Origin of the sequence: Mycobacterium sp. NPDC050853 (genome assembly GCF_040653875.1) — a bacterium.
GTDB lineage: Bacteria > Actinomycetota > Actinomycetes > Mycobacteriales > Mycobacteriaceae > Mycobacterium.
The window spans coordinates 230,319-248,248 of sequence record NZ_JBFAGW010000005.1; the positions used below are offsets into that span (position 1 = coordinate 230,319).

The window sequence follows — 17,930 nt, forward strand, 5'->3', positions numbered from 1 at the left end:
CGAATGCCCGAACAATGAGGAGTGCTCGATGAACTTCGGCGATTTCCAGCTCCAGTTCTATGCGGCGGGTGCGCTCGGCAAGGTGTCGACTCTTCCGTTCAACTTTGCCGAGTTGGAGAGCCGTGCGGAGCAGACGCTGGGCGAGGGAATCTTCGGCTACGTGCGCGGTGGCGCAGGCGATGAACACACTCAGGACGCGAATGCCACCGCACTCCGTCGCTACGGGCTGGTGCCACGGATGTTGCGAGACCGCACAACTCGGGACATGTCGACATCGTTTCTGGGGCGGCAGCTCACCAGCCCGGCGTTCATCTGCCCGGTCGGCGTGCTGGGTGCGGTCCGTGACCGCGGCGATCTGTTGACCGCGGCCGCTGCCCGGGAGCTCGATGTGCCCGCGATGTATTCGACGCTCTCCTCGGCCACGCTTGAGGAGGTCGCCGCCGAGCGCGGTGATTCGTACGGAATCTTCCAGCTGTACCCGTCATCGGATTCTGAGCTGACCGACAGCTTCATTCGACGTGCCGAGGCGGCGGGGTACGACGCGCTGGCGGTGACTCTCGACACCGGCACGCTGGGGTGGCGTCCCCGGGATCTGAAACATGGGTACCTGCCGATGCTGCACGGACACTGCCTGGCGAACTACACTTCCGATCCCCGCTTCCTGGAAATCGCGGGAGTACGCTCCGCCGGGGAATTGATGCCGATGCATGCGGGTCTGGTGTGGGCGTCGCTGTTCAGCCATCCCGGGCTGACATGGGCGGATATCGACCATTACCGGGAGCTGACCGATCTACCGATCATCCTGAAGGGCATCTGTGATTCCGACGATGTCCGGCAGGCCGTCGACCGCGGTATCGATGCCGTCGCCTACTCCAATCACGGTGGGCGGCAAGCGAACGGGGGAATACCGGCCATCGATGGCCTCGCGGCGGCCGTCGAGGCCGCCGGCTCGGTTCCGGTGACGTTCGACTCAGGGATCCGCGATGGCGTCGACATCTTGCGGGCCGTCGCTCTCGGCGCCAGCCTGGTGGGGATCGCCCGACCGTACGTCTATGGGCTGGCGCTGGACGGAACCAATGGTGTCAAACACGTCATCCAGTCGCTACTGGCGGAGGCCGACCTGACCATGGCGGTCAACTGTTACCTGTCGCTCGACGAGCTGTCCGTGCAGCGGGTGCTCTGAGGTTCAGCCCCCGAATCGGGGTCCGCGCCGTCGGAGATACCGCTCGAACTCGGCGGCCAGGGCGTCCCCATCGATCTTGCTGAGAATCTCGGTCGTATCCACCTCGGCGTCGCCGCGTTCTTCGAGCGACTGCACGTACTCGGCGATTTCCTCGTCGTCCGTGGTCATCTCGGTGACCGCCTGCTCCCACTCCTCGGCCTGCTCGGGCAGATCTCCGAGCGGTACCTCCACATCGAGCACGTCCTCGACGCGCTGAAGCAGCGCGACCGTCGCCTTCGGATTGGGTGGTTGCGATACGTAGTGCGGGACCGCGGCCCAGAACGCGACAGCCGGTATCCCGGCGTTCACACAGGCGTCCTGGAAGACCCCGGCGATACCGGTGGGGCCTTCGTATCGTGTCTCCTCCAGGCCGAAAAACTTGGCTGCGTCGGGGGAGTAGGCGGTCCCGCTCACGGGCACCGGCCGCGTATGCGGAGTATCGGCCAGCAGCGCACCCAGGATCACCACCGTCGATACGTTGAGGCGGTCCGCGATGGCCAGCAAGCGGTTGCAGAAGGTGCGCCAGCGCATATTCGGCTCGACGCCGTGCATCAGAACCACATCGCGCTGTGAGCCGGGGGGTGAGCAGTAGGAGATGTGCATGCCGGGCCACTCGAGCTCACGGGTGACGCCCTCGACCAGCCGCACGATGGGACGATTGACCTGGTAGTCGTAGTAGTCCTCATCGTCGATGGTCATCAACGGAGTGGCCTGCCAGGTGGTGTCCAGGTGCTCCAGCGCGGCGCTGGCCGCATCGCCGGCGTCATTCCACCCCTCAAACGCGGCAACCACCACCGGGTCGCGCAGCACGGGCAGGCCGTTCTGGGCGGTATCCGACAGGGTCACGGTGCCAGCGTAAGCCCTGCGTGACGGGGACGAGCCGCGGCGGGCGGAGAATGGATTGGATAGCCGGATCACATTGTTGATATGACCGCCCCTCATAGAAAGCCGCACGACACATTGGGCGTTGGCACGACTGTTGCGTGACGACGTAGACTCCATCTGGTCGAGAGGCGTTGCAACGGTTCCGGATCACAGCCCGTGACCGCCACGCTCGGCAGAGTTAAGGACGCCTTCCGCTACGGAAGGAGTGCCCTGTGAACGCCGCGAAGTCGGACCTCTCTGCGCCGGACAGCTTTGTGTCGAACGTCCGCCCCGACTGCACCGATGAACTGACCGCAGCGCTGCGCCGGCGGATCATGGTTATCGACGGCGCGATGGGCACCGCGATCCAGCGCGACCGCCCGGACGAAGAGGGTTACCGCGGTGAGCGGTTCATGGAATGGCCGACCGCGCTGCAGGGCAACAACGACCTGCTCAACCTGACGCAGCCGCACATCATCGAGGGAATCCACCGCGAGTACCTGGAGGCGGGCGCCGACATCCTTGAGACGAACACGTTCAACGCGAACGCGGTCTCGCTCTCGGACTACGACATGGCCGACCTCAGCTACGAGCTGAACTACGCCGGAGCTGCCCTGGCGCGCGCTGCCTGCGATGAGTTCAGCACCCCGGACAAGCCCCGATACGTCGCCGGAGCCCTCGGACCGACGACGCGGACCGCGTCGATCTCGCCGGACGTCAACGACCCCGGCGCCCGCAACGTCTCCTACGACCAGCTTGTCGCCGCCTACCTCGAAGCCCTCAACGGACTTGTCGACGGTGGCTCCGACCTGATCATCATCGAGACGATCTTCGATTCGCTGAACGCCAAGGCGGCGGTGTTCGCCGTCGAGACGCTGTTCGAGGAACGCGAACGTCGCTGGCCGGTGATCATCTCGGGCACCATCACCGATGCCTCCGGCCGGACGCTGTCCGGTCAGGTCACCGAGGCGTTCTGGAACGCGATCAGGCATGCGAAGCCGATCGCGGTCGGCCTCAACTGCGCGCTGGGTGCGCCGGAGATGAGGCCCTATATCGCCGAGGTGGCGCGCATCGCGGACACCTTCGTGTCCTGCTACCCGAACGCCGGCCTGCCCAACGCCTTCGGCGAGTACGACGAGTCTCCGGAGGCCCAGGCCGGCTACATCGCCGAATTCGCCGAGGCCGGACTGGTCAACTTGGTCGGTGGCTGCTGCGGCACGGCGCCGCCGCACATCGCCGAGATCGCCAAGGTCGTTGAGGGTAAAGCGCCGCGCGAGCTGCCGGAGATCGAGTTGGCCACCCGGCTCTCGGGCCTGGAACCGCTCAACATCACTGACGACTCGCTGTTCGTGAACATCGGTGAGCGCACCAACATCACCGGCTCCGCCCGGTTCCGCAACCTGATCAAGGCCGAGGACTACGACACCGCGCTGTCGGTCGCGCTGCAGCAGGTCGAGGTCGGTGCGCAGGTCATCGACATCAACATGGACGAAGGCATGATCGACGGCGTCGCCGCGATGGACCGGTTCACCAAGCTGATCGCTGCCGAGCCGGATATCAGCCGCGTCCCGGTGATGATCGACTCCTCGAAATGGGAGGTCATCGAGGCCGGCCTGAAGAACGTGCAGGGCAAGCCGATCGTCAACTCGATCTCCATGAAGGAGGGCGAGGAGAAGTTCATCCGCGAGGCACGGCTGTGCCGCAAGTACGGTGCCGCCGTCGTCGTGATGGCCTTCGACGAGCAGGGGCAGGCCGATAACCTGGAGCGCCGCAAGGAGATCTGCGGGCGCGCCTACCGGATCCTGACCGAAGAGGTCGGATTCCCAGCCGAGGACATCATCTTCGACCCGAACTGCTTTGCGCTGGCGACCGGTATCGAGGAGCACGCGACGTACGGGATCGACTTCATCGAGGCCTGCGCCTGGATCAAGGAGAACCTGCCCGGGGTGCACATCTCCGGCGGTATCTCGAACGTGTCGTTCTCGTTCCGGGGCAACAACCCCGTCCGCGAGGCGATCCACGCGGTGTTCCTGTTCCACGCCATCAAGGCCGGTTTGGACATGGGCATCGTCAACGCGGGTGCGCTGGTGCCCTACGACTCGATCGACCCCGAGCTGCGGGACCGGATCGAGGACGTCGTCCTGAACCGTCGCGAGGACGCGGCCGAGCGGCTCCTGGAGATCGCTGAACGGTTCAACAGCTCAGAGAAGGCCGAGGACCCGGTGGCCGCCGAGTGGCGCAGCCTCCCGGTCCGCGAGCGCATCACACACGCCCTGGTCAAGGGCATCGACGCCGACGTCGAGTCCGACACAGAGGAATTGCGGGCCGAGATCGCCGGCGCAGGCGGTCGCCCGATCGAGGTGATCGAGGGCCCGCTGATGGACGGTATGAACGTCGTCGGTGACCTTTTCGGCGCAGGCAAGATGTTCCTTCCCCAGGTCGTGAAGTCCGCCCGGGTGATGAAGAAGGCTGTTGCCTACCTGCTGCCGTTCATCGAGGAGGAGAAGGAACGCTCCGGCGACACTTCAACCGAGGACACCAACGGCACGATCATCATGGCGACCGTCAAGGGCGACGTCCACGACATCGGCAAGAACATCGTCGGGGTCGTCCTGCAGTGCAACAACTACAAGGTGATCGACCTCGGTGTGATGGTGCCTGCCCAGAAGATCCTGGACGCGGCGTTGGAGCACAAGGCCGACATCATCGGGCTGTCCGGCCTGATCACCCCGTCCCTTGACGAGATGGTCAACTTCGCCGTCGAGATGGAGCGTCAGGATCTGCAGATCCCGCTGCTGATCGGTGGCGCGACCACCTCGCGCGCTCACACGGCGGTGAAGGTGTCACCGCGTCGTAGCGGTCCGGTGGTCTGGGTCAAGGACGCCTCCCGCTCGGTGCCGGTCGCCGCCGCGCTGCTCGACGACAAGCAGCGTCCGGCCCTGCTGGAGGCCACCGAGACCGACTACGCAGCCCTGCGCGAACGGCACGCCCAGAAGAGCGAGCGGCCGATGCTGACGCTGGAGAAGGCCCGCGCGAATCGGACGCCGATCGAGTGGGACGGCTACACGCCGCCGGTGCCCGCGCAAGGTACGGGAGTACGAGAATTTCTTGACTACGACATCGCCGAGCTGCGCGAGTACATCGACTGGCAGCCGTTCTTCAACGCCTGGGAGATGAAGGGCAGGTTCCCCGACATCCTCAACAACCCGGTGTCGGGCGAGACTGCCCGCAAGCTGTACGACGATGCCCAGGAGATGCTCGACACCCTGATCAAGGAGAAGTGGCTGACGGCCAACGGGGTGATCGGTTTTTTCCCGGCGAACGCGGTCGGCGACGATATCGAGGTCTACACCGATGAGACCCGGAGCGAGGTGAGGACGAAGCTGTTCAACCTGCGCCAGCAGGGCGAGCATCGGGACGGTATCCCGAACCGGTCACTGGGCGACTTCATCGCGCCCAAGAACACCGGCCTGGCCGATCATGTCGGCGCCTTCGCCGTCACCACCGGGCTCGGCAGCGGTGACAAGATCACCGAGTTCAAGGCGGACCACGACGACTACAACGCGATCCTGCTGGAATCGCTCGCCGACCGGCTGGCAGAGGCGTTCGCCGAGCGGATGCACCAGCGAGTCCGCAAGGAGTTCTGGGGATTCCAGCCCGAAGAGCAACTGGACAACGAGGCGCTCATCGGTGAGAAGTACGTGGGAATCCGCCCTGCTCCCGGCTACCCGGCCTGCCCTGAGCACACCGAGAAGGCGACGCTCTGGGAGTTGATGGACGTCAAGGAGCGGGCCGGTATCGAGCTGACCGAGTCGATGGCGATGTGGCCCGGTGCCGCCGTCAGCGGCTGGTACTTCTCGCACCCGCAGTCGCAGTACTTCGTGGTCGGCCGGGTGGCCCAAGACCAGGTCGCCGACTACGCGAAGCGCAAGGGCTGGACCCTGAAGGAAGCCGAGCGCTGGCTCGGCCCCAATCTCGGCTACAACCCGGAGGACTGAGCACCAGCGTCATAGGCAGCAGGCGACCTCTGACAGAATTGGTCGCATGCGTGCGGTGCTGTGGGACATGGACGGCACGCTCATCGACTCGGAGAAGCTCTGGGATATCTCGATGGCCGAAACGTGCCGCAGGCTTGGCGGCGAGATGACCCCCGAGCTGCGCACCGCGCTACTCGGGGGATCAGCCGAGGCCACTATGCAGATGATGTTCGCAGCGTTCGGGCTGGAGCCGGACCCCGAGCTGATGGCCCGTGAGAACGACTGGCTGCATGAGTACACCGCCGAGCTATTCGAAACCGGGCTCACCTGGTGTGACGGTGCCCAGGAGATGCTGACGGCTCTCGCCGCCGAGCAGGTGCCCATGGCCCTGGTGACCAACACCATCCGGTCACTTACCAACCATGCGCTGAAGACCATTGGCACACAGTGGTTTTCTGGAACCGTATGCGGTGACGAGGTGGCGCGCACCAAACCGGCCCCGGACCCGTACTTGCGGGCAGCAGCCCTGCTGGGCGTAGACCCGGCCGACTGCCTGGCCGTCGAGGACTCGGTGACCGGTGCCGCGGCCGCTGAGGCCGCGGGCTGCGCGGTGCTGGTGGTGCCGAACCATGTACAGGTGCCCGGCACCGATCGACGCAGGCTTGTCACCACGTTGTCGGGGCTGTCTCCGGACGACTTGCGACTTGCGCACGCCGACGTGCTGACGGCGACTACCTGCAAACCCATATGACTCGCCAGGCCGGCTCGTGACAGAATCGCCACCCGTGAAGACCTTCGACGAGCTGTTCGCCGAGCTCAGTGACCGCGCCAAAACCCGGCCCGAGGGGAGTGGGACCGTCGCCGCCCTCGACGCGGGGGTGCACACCCTGGGCAAGAAGCTGCTCGAAGAGGCCGGCGAGGTGTGGCTGGCCGCCGAGCACGAGAGCGATGAGTCGCTCGCCGAGGAGGTCAGCCAGCTGCTCTATTGGGCGCAGGTTCTTCTGATTGCCCGCGGTCTCACTCTCGACGACGTCTACCGGAAGCTCTGACATGACGAGTTCAAATGGAGCGCTGCGCGTCGCGGTCCCCAACAAGGGGGCGCTCAGCGAGGCTGCATCCGAGATTCTGTCCGAGGCCGGATACCGGCGGCGTGGGGACGCGAAGGACCTGACTGTGCTCGACCCCGGGAACGATGTCGAGTTCTTCTTCTTGAGGCCCAAGGACATCGCGATCTATGTCGGTTCGGGCGAGCTGGATCTTGGTATCACCGGCCGCGACCTGATGATGGACTCCGATGCACCGGTGGCCGAACGACTCGCTCTGGGATTCGGTGGATCGACGTTCCGCTACGCCGCGCCCGCCGGGCGAGACTGGACGATTTACGACATCGCGGGGAAGCGAATCGCCACTGCCTACCCCAACTTGGTCCGAAAGGATCTGGACACCAAGGGAATCGAGGCCGATGTCATTCGGCTGGACGGTGCTGTCGAGATATCCATTCAGCTTGGCGTGGCCGATGTGATCGCCGATATCGTCGGCACCGGCCGCACCCTGCGCCAGCACGGACTGGTGGCCTTCGGTGAGTCGCTGTGCGATTCGGAGGCCGTGCTGATCGAGCGGGAGAACGCCGACCCGGCAACGGAAACGGCTCGCGCACAGCTGACGGCGCGTATCCAGGGTGTGGTGTTCGGCCAGCTGTATTTGATGCTCGACTATGACTGCCCGCGTGCGGTTCTGGACGAGGCACTCAAGGTGACGCCCGGCCTGGAATCTCCGACGCTGGCCCCGCTGGCCGATGAGAAGTGGGTGGCGGTGCGTGCCCTGGCCCCGCGCAAGGGTGTCAACACCACCATGGATGCGCTGGCCGCGATCGGCGCGAAGGCCATCCTGGCCTCCGAAGTCAGGTTCTTCCGGGCCTAACCCATCCTGCGAACAGTCCCCCGCAAACGGGAGGTGCCCCCAGCTTAGTGCGCATGTATCTCGACATTTCTGTGCACTTTGCGTCTGCTCGCCGGGGGAACGGCCTAGCATGGCCGTATGGCGCTGCACGTCCTCGTCTATAGCGATGACATCACGGTCCGGCGCAAGGTAATTGAAGGAATTGGCACACGACCGGATTCCGCACTGCCGCCGCTGGAGTTTGTCGAGGTGGCCACCGGGCCCATGGTCATCGAACGCCTCGCCGCGGGCGGTATCGACCTCGCGATCCTCGACGGTGAAGCGACGCCGTTCGGCGGGATGGGCGTGGCCAAGCAGGTCAAGGACGAGGTCGATGCGCCGCCGCCGATCATTGTGCTGACGGGGCGTCCAGAGGACCGCTGGCTGGCGAACTGGTCACGTGCCGAGGCTGTTGTACCGAGGCCTATCGACCCGATGCGGTTGACCGCGACGGTAATCGAGCTGCTCGGTTCGACGGCCGCCACGCACTGCTGACTTCATTCGTCCAAGGCCCGCCGGCACCGATACTTAATTACGCAAAACACTGTCAAACGGTGGCACGGATCACGCGCCAACCGATAGTGTGTTTGTTAGGTCACATCTGTACTGGTCGGCAGCCCTCGACCACACACGGAATGACACGGCAATGTTGCCGATCCAGCACAGGGACCCGATGGATCTATTCGGGAGGCTGGTCTGCCATGGATGCGTATGTACCGATTCTGGTACTCGGCGCCATTGCGATGGCCTTTGCCGTTTTCTCCATTGGGATTTCGTCATTCGTGGGTCCGCGCCGCTACAACCGCGCCAAGCTCGAGGCGTACGAGTGCGGTATCGAGCCCACCCAGCATTCGATGGGCCGTGATCATCACGGTGCCGCCGTGGGCGGACACCGGGTGCCCGTGAAGTACTACCTCACCGCGATGTTGTTCATCATCTTCGATATCGAGATCGTCTTCTTGTATCCGTGGGCCGTTCATTTCGAGGCCCTCGGAGTGTTCGGACTGCTCGCAATGGCCCTGTTCATCGTCAACGTGTCGGTGGCATACGCGTATGAATGGAGGCGCGGTGGCCTGAGCTGGGATTAGCTCCGCTCGATTGCCGGAACAGCTGGAAGTCCTTGCAACATCACGAATAAGCACACCTGTTGGGAGAACCATGGGTCTTGAGGAAAAACTGCCTAGCGGATTTCTGCTGAGCACTGTCGAGACACTGGCTGGGTATGTGCGAAAAGGTTCGTTGTGGCCTGCCACCTTTGGACTGGCCTGCTGTGCCATCGAGATGATGTCGACGGCGGGCCCGCGATTCGATATTGCCCGCTTCGGCATGGAGCGGTTCTCGGCGACACCGCGGCAGGCCGACCTCATGATCGTGGCGGGCCGGGTCAGTCAGAAGATGGCGCCGGTGCTACGGCAGATCTATGACCAGATGGCCGAACCGAAGTGGGTGCTCGCCATGGGGGTCTGTGCGTCCTCGGGTGGCATGTTCAACAACTACGCCATCGTGCAGGGTGTCGATCATGTTGTCCCCGTGGATATCTATCTTCCTGGCTGCCCGCCCCGCCCGGAGATGCTGCTGCACGCGATCTTGAAGCTGCACGAGAAGATCGGCCAGATGCCGCTTGGGGTCCACCGTGAGGAAGTCATCCGCGAGACCGAAGCGGCAGCACTCGCCGCTACACCGACCATCGAGATGAAGGGTCTGCTGCGGTGACGGGTAACGAGCAGAACCCAGGGGAGGTCATCGGGGTTCGGCACGGCCTTTTCGGGGTCAGCGGTAGCGGCGACACCTCGGGATATGGCGGGCTGGTTCAGCCAATCTCCTTGCCGGTGAGCTCGAACCGGCCATACGGCGGGTACTTCGACGAGGTTGTCGACCGGCTCGAATCTGTTCTCGCGGCGCAGGAGCACGTCACCTTCGAAGACGCCGTAGAAGGTGTGGTCGTCTTCCGTGATCAGCTCACGATCCATGTGCGCGCCGAACACCTGGTGCAGGTCGCGCAGTCACTGCGCGACGACCCGCAGCTGCGTTTCGAACTCAGCCTCGGTGTCAGTGGTGTGCATTATCCCGATGACACCGTGCGTGAACTGCACGCCGTCTACCCGCTCATGTCGATTACCTGGAACCGCCGGATAATGCTTGAAGTGGCTGTGCCGGATGATGATCCGCATATTCCTTCGCTGAATGCCGTGTACCCGACGACGGACTGGCACGAGCGGGAGACCTACGACTTCTTTGGCATCGTCTTCGACGATCACCCGTCGCTGACGCGGATAGCGATGCCCGATGACTGGGAGGGGCATCCACAGCGCAAGGACTATCCGCTCGGTGGCGTTCCGGTCGAGTACCACGGTGCGACCATCGCTCCACCCGATCAGCGGAGGTCCTACAACTAATGACAGCACAGCCCGAGATCCATCTCATGGCCGGTGGGCAGGACTGGGACGAGATCGTCACCGCCGCAGCCCAAGCCACTGACGAGCGGATCGTCGTCAACATGGGTCCTCAGCATCCGTCGACACACGGTGTGCTGCGTCTGATCCTGGAGATCGAGGGGGAGACGGTCACCGACGTACGCTGCGGAATCGGCTACCTGCACACCGGTATCGAAAAGAATCTGGAGTATCGAAACTGGACCCAGGGCGTCACCTTCGTGACTCGGATGGACTACCTGTCACCATTCTTCAACGAGACCGCCTACTGCCTGGGAGTCGAGAAGCTGCTCGACATCACCGAAGAAATCCCCGAGCGTGCCAACGTGATTCGGGTGATGCTGATGGAACTCAACCGCATCTCCTCGCATCTGGTCGCGCTTGCCACCGGTGGCATGGAGCTCGGCGCGATGACTGCGATGTTCCTTGGTTTCCGCGAACGCGAAATGATCCTGAAGGTCTTCGAAGCGATCACCGGTCTGCGCATGAACCACGCCTATGTCAGGCCCGGTGGCCTCGCGCAGGATCTGCCCGACGGTGCGGAACAGGAGATACGGGATCTGCTCAAGATCCTGCCCGTCAGGTTGCGCGACATGGAAAATCTGTTGAACGAGAACTACATCTGGAAGGCGCGCACCCAGGGCGTCGGCTATCTGGATCTCACGGGGTGCATGGCACTGGGTATCACCGGCCCGGTGCTGCGCGCAACCGGGCTGGCGCACGACCTACGGCGCGCACAACCGTATTGCGGGTACGAGTCGTACGACTTCGATGTCGTGACCCACGAGGACTGCGACTCGTACGGCCGCTATCTGATTCGGGTCAAGGAGATGCACGAGTCCATCAAGATCGCGCAGCAGTGCTTGGATCGGTTGCGGCCCGGACCGGTAGTGGTGGACGACAAGAAGATTGCCTGGCCCGCCGACCTCTCCTCGGGCCCGGATGGGTTGGGCAACTCACCCAAGCACATCGCCAAGATCATGGGCACCTCGATGGAGGGGTTGATCCACCACTTCAAACTGGTGACGGAGGGGATCCGGGTGCCTGCGGGGCAGGTGTACATCGCCGTCGAATCGCCGCGTGGCGAGCTCGGTGTGCACATGGTCAGTGACGGTGGAACCCGGCCCTACCGTGTGCATTTCCGCGATCCTTCATTTACGAATCTGCAGTCCGTCTCGGCGATGTGCGAGGGCGGGATGGTGGCGGATCTGATCGCCGCGGTGGCGAGCATCGATCCGGTGATGGGTGGGGTGGACCGGTGAGCGACGTCTTTCTCGAGCTTGGCAGCCGTCCACCCGAGGACGGGGGAAGATTTGCGGGGCGTAAGAGCTATCCGCCGGAGGTGGTTTCGCGGCTTGCCATCGACGCCAAGGAGATCCTGGATCGGTATCCGAGCCGCAGATCGGCATTACTCCCGCTGCTGCATCTCACGCAGTCCGAGGACGGCTACGTGACCAAGGCGGGTATCGAATTCTGCGCCGGGCAAGTGGGTTTGACATTCGCAGAGGTGACTGCGGTGGCGAGCTTCTACTCGATGTACCGGCGCGAACCGACCGGTGATTACCTCGTCGGGGTGTGCACCAACACGCTGTGCGCGGTGCTGGGTGGCGACGTGATCTTGGCCCGGTTGGTCGATGAGCTCGGCGTGCAGCCCGGCGGCACCACCGAGGACGGCAAGGTCACGCTCGAACACGTCGAGTGTAATGCCGCCTGCGACTACGCCCCAGTCTTGATGGTCAACTGGGAGTTCTTCGATAACCAAACCCCGGATGGGGCAGCCGATCTCGTGGAAGGCCTACGGGGCGGCCGTATCCCCGAGCCCCGCAGAGGCGCGCCGCCGTGCACCTTCAAGGAGACGGGCCGGATTCTGGCCGGGTTCGCCGATGAGCGGCCCGACGCGGTGGCTGCAGCGCAGGCGGGTGGACCGACGCTGGCCGGACTCCGACTGGCCAAGGACGTGCGGGAGGAGGTGCGGTGAGTTCTTCGATCCTTGCCCCGGTCCTATCCGAGCACTGGGACGAGGCCGACTCGTGGACGCTCGACGGATACGTACGCCATGACGGATATCAGGGTCTGCGAACCGCATTGGGGATGGCACCGGATGCGGTCATTGCCCTGGTCAAGGATGCGGGCCTACGCGGACGTGGTGGCGCCGGATTCCCGACGGGCACCAAGTGGTCCTTCATCCCGCAAGGGGATGGCAAGCCGCACTACCTGGTGGTGAACGCCGACGAGTCTGAACCCGGTACCTGCAAAGACATTCCGCTGATGCTGGCGACACCGCACACCCTGATCGAGGGAATCGTCATCGCCGCCTACGCGATCCGTGCCGCACACGCCTTCATCTACGTTCGTGGCGAGGTCATCTCGGTGATCAGGCGGTTGCAGACCGCGGTGGCGCAGGCGTACGAGGCCGGATACCTCGGCCGCAACATTCTTGACAGCGGCTTCGATCTGGAACTCGTGGTGCACGCGGGTGCCGGCGCCTATATCTGCGGTGAAGAGACCGCACTGTTGGACTCACTTGAGGGACGACGCGGACAGCCTCGGCTGCGTCCCCCGTTCCCGGCCGTCGCCGGTCTGTACGCCAGCCCGACCGTCGTCAACAATGTCGAGTCCATCGCCAGTGTCCCGGTCATCTTGCGGCGCGGGGTCGAATGGTTCCGGACGATGGGATCGGAGAAGTCGCCGGGATTCACGCTGTACTCGTTGTCCGGGCATGTGCGCACTCCCGGTCAGTACGAGGCTCCGTTGGGGGTGACGCTGCGCCAGCTCCTGGAGTTGGCCGGGGGAGTGCGGGACGGGCATGGGCTCAAGTTCTGGACTCCCGGAGGTTCGTCGACTCCGTTGTTCACCGCCGAGCATCTGGATGTCCCGCTCGACTACGAGGGGGTGAGTGCCGCCGGATCGATGCTGGGCACCAAGGCATTACAGATATTCGATGACACCACATGCGTGGTGCGTGCGGTACTGCGCTGGACCGAGTTCTACGCACACGAGTCCTGTGGCAAGTGCACACCGTGTCGTGAGGGCACCTATTGGTTGGTGCGCATCCTGGAGCGGCTCGAGTCAGGCGAGGGCATCCCCGAAGACCTGGACAAACTGCTCGATATCTCGGACATCGTGTTGGGTAAGTCCTTCTGCGCTCTCGGCGACGGCGCCGCGAGCCCGATCATGTCCTCTCTCAAGTATTTTCGCGGCGAATATGAGGCGCACCTGGAGAACGGGTGCCCCTTTGATCCGGCCGCTTGCACCGTCTTCGGGGAGGCAGAACAGTGACCGTAATAGAACCGGCCGTCACCACCGATATGATCACCGTCGATATCGACGGAACCAGCATCTCGGTGCCCAAGGGCACGTTGGTGATTCGCGCCGCCGAGCTCATCGGCGTGCAGATTCCCAGGTTCTGCGATCACCCATTGCTCGAGCCGGTGGGCGCATGTCGCCAGTGCCTGGTCGAGGTGGAGGGCCAGCGTAAGCCGCTGGCTGCGTGTACCACCACCGTCACCGATCAGATGGTGATCCATACCCAGGTCACCTCCGAGTCGGCACAGAAGGCGCAGAGCGGTGTGATGGAACTGCTGCTGATCAATCATCCGCTCGACTGTCCCGTCTGCGACAAGGGCGGAGAATGTCCGTTGCAGAACCAAGCCATGTCAACCGGCCGCACCGAGAGCCGTTTCACCGAGGCCAAACGCACTTTCCCTAAGCCGATTCCGCTGTCCACCGAGGTACTGCTCGACAGGGAACGCTGTGTGCTGTGCGCCCGCTGCACCCGGTTCTCGCAGCAGGTGGCCGGTGACCCGTTCATCGAGCTGCTGGAACGCGGTGCGCTACAACAGGTGGGAATCGCGGATGACGAGCCCTTCGAGTCCTACTTTTCCGGCAACACGGTGCAGATCTGTCCGGTAGGTGCTCTCACCGGAGCCGCATACCGATTCCGCGCGCGCCCATTTGATCTGGTGTCTACCCCCAGTGTGTGCGAGCACTGCGCCAGCGGGTGCGCGCAGCGCACCGACCATCGGCGTGGAAAGGTTCTGCGGCGCCTGGCCGGTGACGATCCCGAGGTCAACGAGGAGTGGAACTGCGATAAGGGACGTTGGGCGTTTACCTACGCCACGGCGGGGGACCGCGTCACCAGCCCGATGATCCGCGACGAGTTCGGGAATCTGGTGGCGGTGTCGTGGCCGCAGGCATTGGAAGCCGCCGCAAAGGGTTTGGCGGATGCCGGGGCCAATTCGGGAGTACTCACCGGTGGTCGGATCACCGTCGAGGATTCCTACGCCTACGTCAAGTTCGCCCGGACGGTGTTGGGCACCAACAACATAGACTTCCGGGCCCGCGCGCACAGTGTCGAGGAGGCGGCGTTCCTCGGTTCCGCGGTCGCCGGACGCGGTATGAGGCAGACGTACGCGGCGTTGGAGTGTGCGCCGGTGGTGCTGTTGGCGGGATTCGAACCAGAGGAAGAATCTCCCATCGTCTTCCTACGGCTGCGTAAGGGGGTGCGTAAACGAGGACTGAAAGTGCTTACCATCGCACCGTTCGCCAGCCGCGGCTCCATCAAACTCTCGGCGGATGTGATCGCCACCGTCCCCGGCGGTGAGCCGGAAACCCTGGCGGGCCTGGCTGATTCGGATCTGTTGGGTCAACCCGGGGCTGTGATCATGGTAGGGGAACGACTGGCGTCGGTACCGGGGGGCTTGTCGGCGGCGGCTCAGCTGGTCGAGAAGACAGGTGCGACGCTGGTATGGGTCCCACGGAGGGCCGGGGAGCGCGGAGCGCTGGAAACCGGAGCGCTACCGCGGCTGCTGCCGGGCGGGCACCCGGTATCCGATAGTGCGGCGCGGCGAAATATCGCCGAACACTGGAATGTCATCGCGTTGCCCGATATGCCGGGGCTGGACACCGCAGGCATGCTCAGTCCTGGAAGCCGTCTTTGCGCATTCGTGGTTGGCGGCGTCGAGCTTGCCGACCTTCCGGATCCGCTTGCGGCCACGGCTGCGCTCAAGGCGGCCTTTGTGGTGAGTCTCGAGATGCGGCACGGCGCCGTGACCGAGCTTGCCGATGTGGTGCTTCCGGTCGCGGCGGTGGCGGAGAAAGCCGGCAGTTTCGTGAACTGGGAGGGCAGGCTGAGGTCCTTCGAGACCGCGCTGGACGCCAGCGACACGTTGGATGATCTGAGGGTGCTGGCCGCGCTAGCCCAGCGGATGGATCGCCCGATAGGCCTGGCGCGTGGAGATGACGCGCTCGCCGAGCTCGCCGACATCGGTCCGTGGGAGGGGGCCCGGGAGACACTGATGAGCCACTTGGGCGAAGCGCATCAGACGGCGGGTGCGGTGCATGCGACCGGCAGACCGCGGGCCGAGGCAGGGGAGGCGGTGCTGGCGTCTTGGCGGCAGCTGCTGGATTCCGGTCGGTTGCAGGACGGTGAGCAGTATCTCGCCGGTACCGCACATCCTGCCGAGGTGCGGCTGTCGGAGACGACCGCCAACGAAATCGGGGCCGTCGATGGCGATTCGGTGACCGTGGGCAGCACATCGGAGCCGACCCGGGGCTCTATCACCCTGCCGTTACGAATAACGGAAATGCCCGACAGAGTGGTGTGGGTGCCCATGCGTTCGGCGGGTTCGGAGGTGCATCAGCAGCTGGGTCCTGTGCTCGGGCATGTGGTGCGAATCGAGGTGGCACCGTGACGGGCAAAACGGACCTATCGCAGTTCGGGATCGATCCGTTGTGGCTGGTGTTCGTGAAATGCGTTGCGGTGTTCGCATTCCTGCTTCTCACTGTGCTTGTTGCCATCCTCGTCGAGCGCAAGGTACTGGCCTGGATGCAGCGCCGCATCGGCCCCAACCGGGTGGGTCCGTTCGGGCTGTTGCAGAGCCTGGCGGACGGCGTGAAACTTGCTCTCAAGGAGGGTCTTACCCCGGCCGGGGTCGACAAGCCGATTTATCTTCTCGCGCCGATCATCTCGGTGGTTCCGGCGATCGTCGCGTACGCGGTGATCCCCTTCGGGCCGGTCGTATCGGTCTTCGGACACCGCACGCCCCTGCAGCTCACCGACCTGCCCGTGGCAATTCTGTTCGTGTTGGCGGTCACCTCCATAGGCGTCTACGGGATTGTGCTGGGAGGTTGGGCATCAGGCTCCACCTACCCGCTGCTGGGTGGATTGAGATCCTCCGCGCAGGTGATCTCCTACGAGATCGCGATGGGCCTCACATTCGCGGCGGTGTTCCTCTTGGCGGGGACCATGTCGACGTCGGGAATCGTCGCGGCACAAGCGGGACGTTGGTACGTCTTCCTGCTGCTGCCTTCTTTCCTGGTGTACGTCACCGCGATGGTGGGTGAGACCAACAGGGCGCCGTTCGACCTACCTGAGGCCGAGGGTGAGCTGGTCGGCGGCTTCCACACCGAGTATTCCTCGCTGCGCTTCGCCATGTTCATGCTCGCCGAATACATCAACATGGCAACGGTTTCCGGGCTGGCGGCCACCATGTTCCTCGGCGGCTGGCACGCACCCTGGCCGCTGAGCCTGATCGACGGGGCGAACACCGCCTGGTGGCCCGCGCTGTGGTTCGTGGCCAAGGTCTGGGGCTTCATGTTCCTGTTCATGTGGCTGCGCGCCACGTTGCCACGGCTGCGCTACGACCAGTTCATGCGGTTGGGCTGGGAGGTCCTGATCCCGGTGGCGCTGATATGGATCGTCATCGTCGGTGTGGTGCAGGCGCTGGCGCTCTACGGATACGGAAATCCGTCGATCATCCTCGGGATCACCGGGATCGTCGTCTCGGTTGGCAGCATCGCGTTGATAGGGGTGTTTTCCCGACGCACCGAACCGCCAAAACCCGTGTTGTCGAAAAGATTCGACCCCATGGCAGGCGGATTCCCGGTGCCGCCGCTGCCCGGGCAGCAGAGCTTGGATACCACTGAAAACACCGCTAAGGACGCCAAGGAGGACGCACATGCCTGATCTGCTGCGACATTCGGTCGACGGCCTCGCGGGGTTCTGGGTGACCTTCTCGTCGATGTTCAAGAAGCGGCTCACCGAGCAATACCCGGAGAAGAAAGAGCCGACCGCCCCCCGCTACCACGGTCGACACCAACTCAACCGGTACTCCGATGGGCTGGAGAAGTGCATCGGTTGCGAGCTGTGTGCCTGGGCGTGCCCCGCCGACGCGATATTCGTTGAGGGCGAGGACAATTCCGAGGAGGAACGCTTCTCACCCGGCGAGCGCTACGGCCGGGTGTACCAGATCAACTATCTGCGGTGCATCGGTTGCGGCCTGTGCATCGAAGCGTGCCCAACCCGTGCGCTCACGATGACCAACGACTACGAGATGGCCGACGACAACCGCGCCGATCTCATCTACGGCAAGGACAAACTGCTGGCGCCCCTGCAGCAGGGGATGACACCGCCGCCGCACGCGATGTACCCGGGCACCACCGACACCGACTATTACCTGGGCAACCTGCCGAAGACCGATGGGGACACCAGGTGAG

General features: G+C 64.1%; 16 protein-coding genes. 15 read left to right on the forward strand and 1 reads right to left on the reverse strand.

Annotated elements, in window-relative coordinates; translation table 11 throughout:
* Positions 1-28: 28 nt before the first annotated feature.
* The gene (locus AB0H22_RS18055) at positions 29-1,183 is read left to right on the forward strand and encodes an alpha-hydroxy-acid oxidizing protein (protein ID WP_358147803.1); all 1,155 of its coding nucleotides are present in this window, start codon (positions 29-31) and stop codon (positions 1,181-1,183) included.
* Positions 1,184-1,186: 3 nt separating this feature from the next.
* Here AB0H22_RS18055 and AB0H22_RS18060 read toward each other — a convergent pair whose 3' ends face one another.
* Complete coding sequence (locus AB0H22_RS18060; protein WP_180751360.1) at positions 1,187-2,068, reverse strand: PAC2 family protein; 882 nt, start codon at positions 2,066-2,068, stop codon at positions 1,187-1,189.
* Between the two features lie 251 nt (positions 2,069-2,319).
* Between AB0H22_RS18060 and metH the strand changes: the two genes are divergently transcribed.
* The 14 genes from metH to nuoI all read left to right on the forward strand — a co-directional run bounded on the left by metH (position 2,320) and on the right by nuoI (position 17,929).
* Positions 2,320-6,084, forward strand: a complete 3,765-nt coding sequence (gene metH, locus AB0H22_RS18065; RefSeq protein ID WP_358147806.1) for a methionine synthase — start codon at positions 2,320-2,322, stop codon at positions 6,082-6,084.
* Positions 6,085-6,130: 46 nt separating this feature from the next.
* Positions 6,131-6,814: an HAD family phosphatase gene (locus tag AB0H22_RS18070; protein ID WP_180751358.1), complete on the forward strand. Its 684-nt coding sequence runs from the start codon at positions 6,131-6,133 to the stop codon at positions 6,812-6,814.
* 16 nt (positions 6,815-6,830) lie between these two features.
* A complete protein-coding gene (locus tag AB0H22_RS18075; RefSeq protein WP_005061184.1) occupies positions 6,831-7,112 on the forward strand; it encodes a phosphoribosyl-ATP diphosphatase in 282 nt (93 codons plus the stop codon).
* A gap of 1 nt (position 7,113) precedes the next feature.
* Complete coding sequence (gene hisG / locus AB0H22_RS18080) at positions 7,114-7,983, forward strand: ATP phosphoribosyltransferase (RefSeq protein WP_180751357.1); 870 nt, start codon at positions 7,114-7,116, stop codon at positions 7,981-7,983.
* 117 nt (positions 7,984-8,100) lie between these two features.
* On the forward strand, positions 8,101-8,496 hold the full coding sequence (locus AB0H22_RS18085) for a response regulator transcription factor (protein ID WP_180751356.1): 396 nt from the start codon (positions 8,101-8,103) through the stop codon (positions 8,494-8,496).
* 206 nt (positions 8,497-8,702) lie between these two features.
* Positions 8,703-9,089, forward strand: a complete 387-nt coding sequence (locus tag AB0H22_RS18090) for an NADH-quinone oxidoreductase subunit A (protein ID WP_180751355.1) — start codon at positions 8,703-8,705, stop codon at positions 9,087-9,089.
* Between the two features lie 70 nt (positions 9,090-9,159).
* A complete protein-coding gene (locus AB0H22_RS18095; protein ID WP_180751354.1) occupies positions 9,160-9,714 on the forward strand; it encodes an NADH-quinone oxidoreductase subunit B in 555 nt (184 codons plus the stop codon).
* The gene (locus AB0H22_RS18100) at positions 9,711-10,397 is read left to right on the forward strand and encodes an NADH-quinone oxidoreductase subunit C (RefSeq protein ID WP_358147841.1); all 687 of its coding nucleotides are present in this window, start codon (positions 9,711-9,713) and stop codon (positions 10,395-10,397) included. Before AB0H22_RS18095 ends, AB0H22_RS18100 begins: the two co-directional genes overlap by 4 nt.
* On the forward strand, positions 10,397-11,695 hold the full coding sequence (nuoD, locus tag AB0H22_RS18105) for an NADH dehydrogenase (quinone) subunit D (RefSeq protein ID WP_255486021.1): 1,299 nt from the start codon (positions 10,397-10,399) through the stop codon (positions 11,693-11,695). Before AB0H22_RS18100 ends, nuoD begins: the two co-directional genes overlap by 1 nt.
* A complete protein-coding gene (gene nuoE / locus AB0H22_RS18110; protein WP_358147844.1) occupies positions 11,692-12,411 on the forward strand; it encodes an NADH-quinone oxidoreductase subunit NuoE in 720 nt (239 codons plus the stop codon). The genes nuoD and nuoE overlap by 4 nt, the downstream gene beginning before the upstream one ends.
* The gene (nuoF, locus tag AB0H22_RS18115; protein WP_180751351.1) at positions 12,408-13,712 is read left to right on the forward strand and encodes an NADH-quinone oxidoreductase subunit NuoF; all 1,305 of its coding nucleotides are present in this window, start codon (positions 12,408-12,410) and stop codon (positions 13,710-13,712) included. Before nuoE ends, nuoF begins: the two co-directional genes overlap by 4 nt.
* The gene (locus AB0H22_RS18120; protein ID WP_358147847.1) at positions 13,709-16,126 is read left to right on the forward strand and encodes an NADH-quinone oxidoreductase subunit G; all 2,418 of its coding nucleotides are present in this window, start codon (positions 13,709-13,711) and stop codon (positions 16,124-16,126) included. The genes nuoF and AB0H22_RS18120 overlap by 4 nt, the downstream gene beginning before the upstream one ends.
* Complete coding sequence (gene nuoH, locus AB0H22_RS18125) at positions 16,123-17,400, forward strand: NADH-quinone oxidoreductase subunit NuoH (RefSeq protein ID WP_358147849.1); 1,278 nt, start codon at positions 16,123-16,125, stop codon at positions 17,398-17,400. The genes AB0H22_RS18120 and nuoH overlap by 4 nt, the downstream gene beginning before the upstream one ends.
* Positions 17,393-17,929: an NADH-quinone oxidoreductase subunit NuoI gene (gene nuoI, locus AB0H22_RS18130; protein WP_180751348.1), complete on the forward strand. Its 537-nt coding sequence runs from the start codon at positions 17,393-17,395 to the stop codon at positions 17,927-17,929. The genes nuoH and nuoI overlap by 8 nt, the downstream gene beginning before the upstream one ends.
* The last annotated feature ends 1 nt before the right edge of the window (position 17,930 follow it).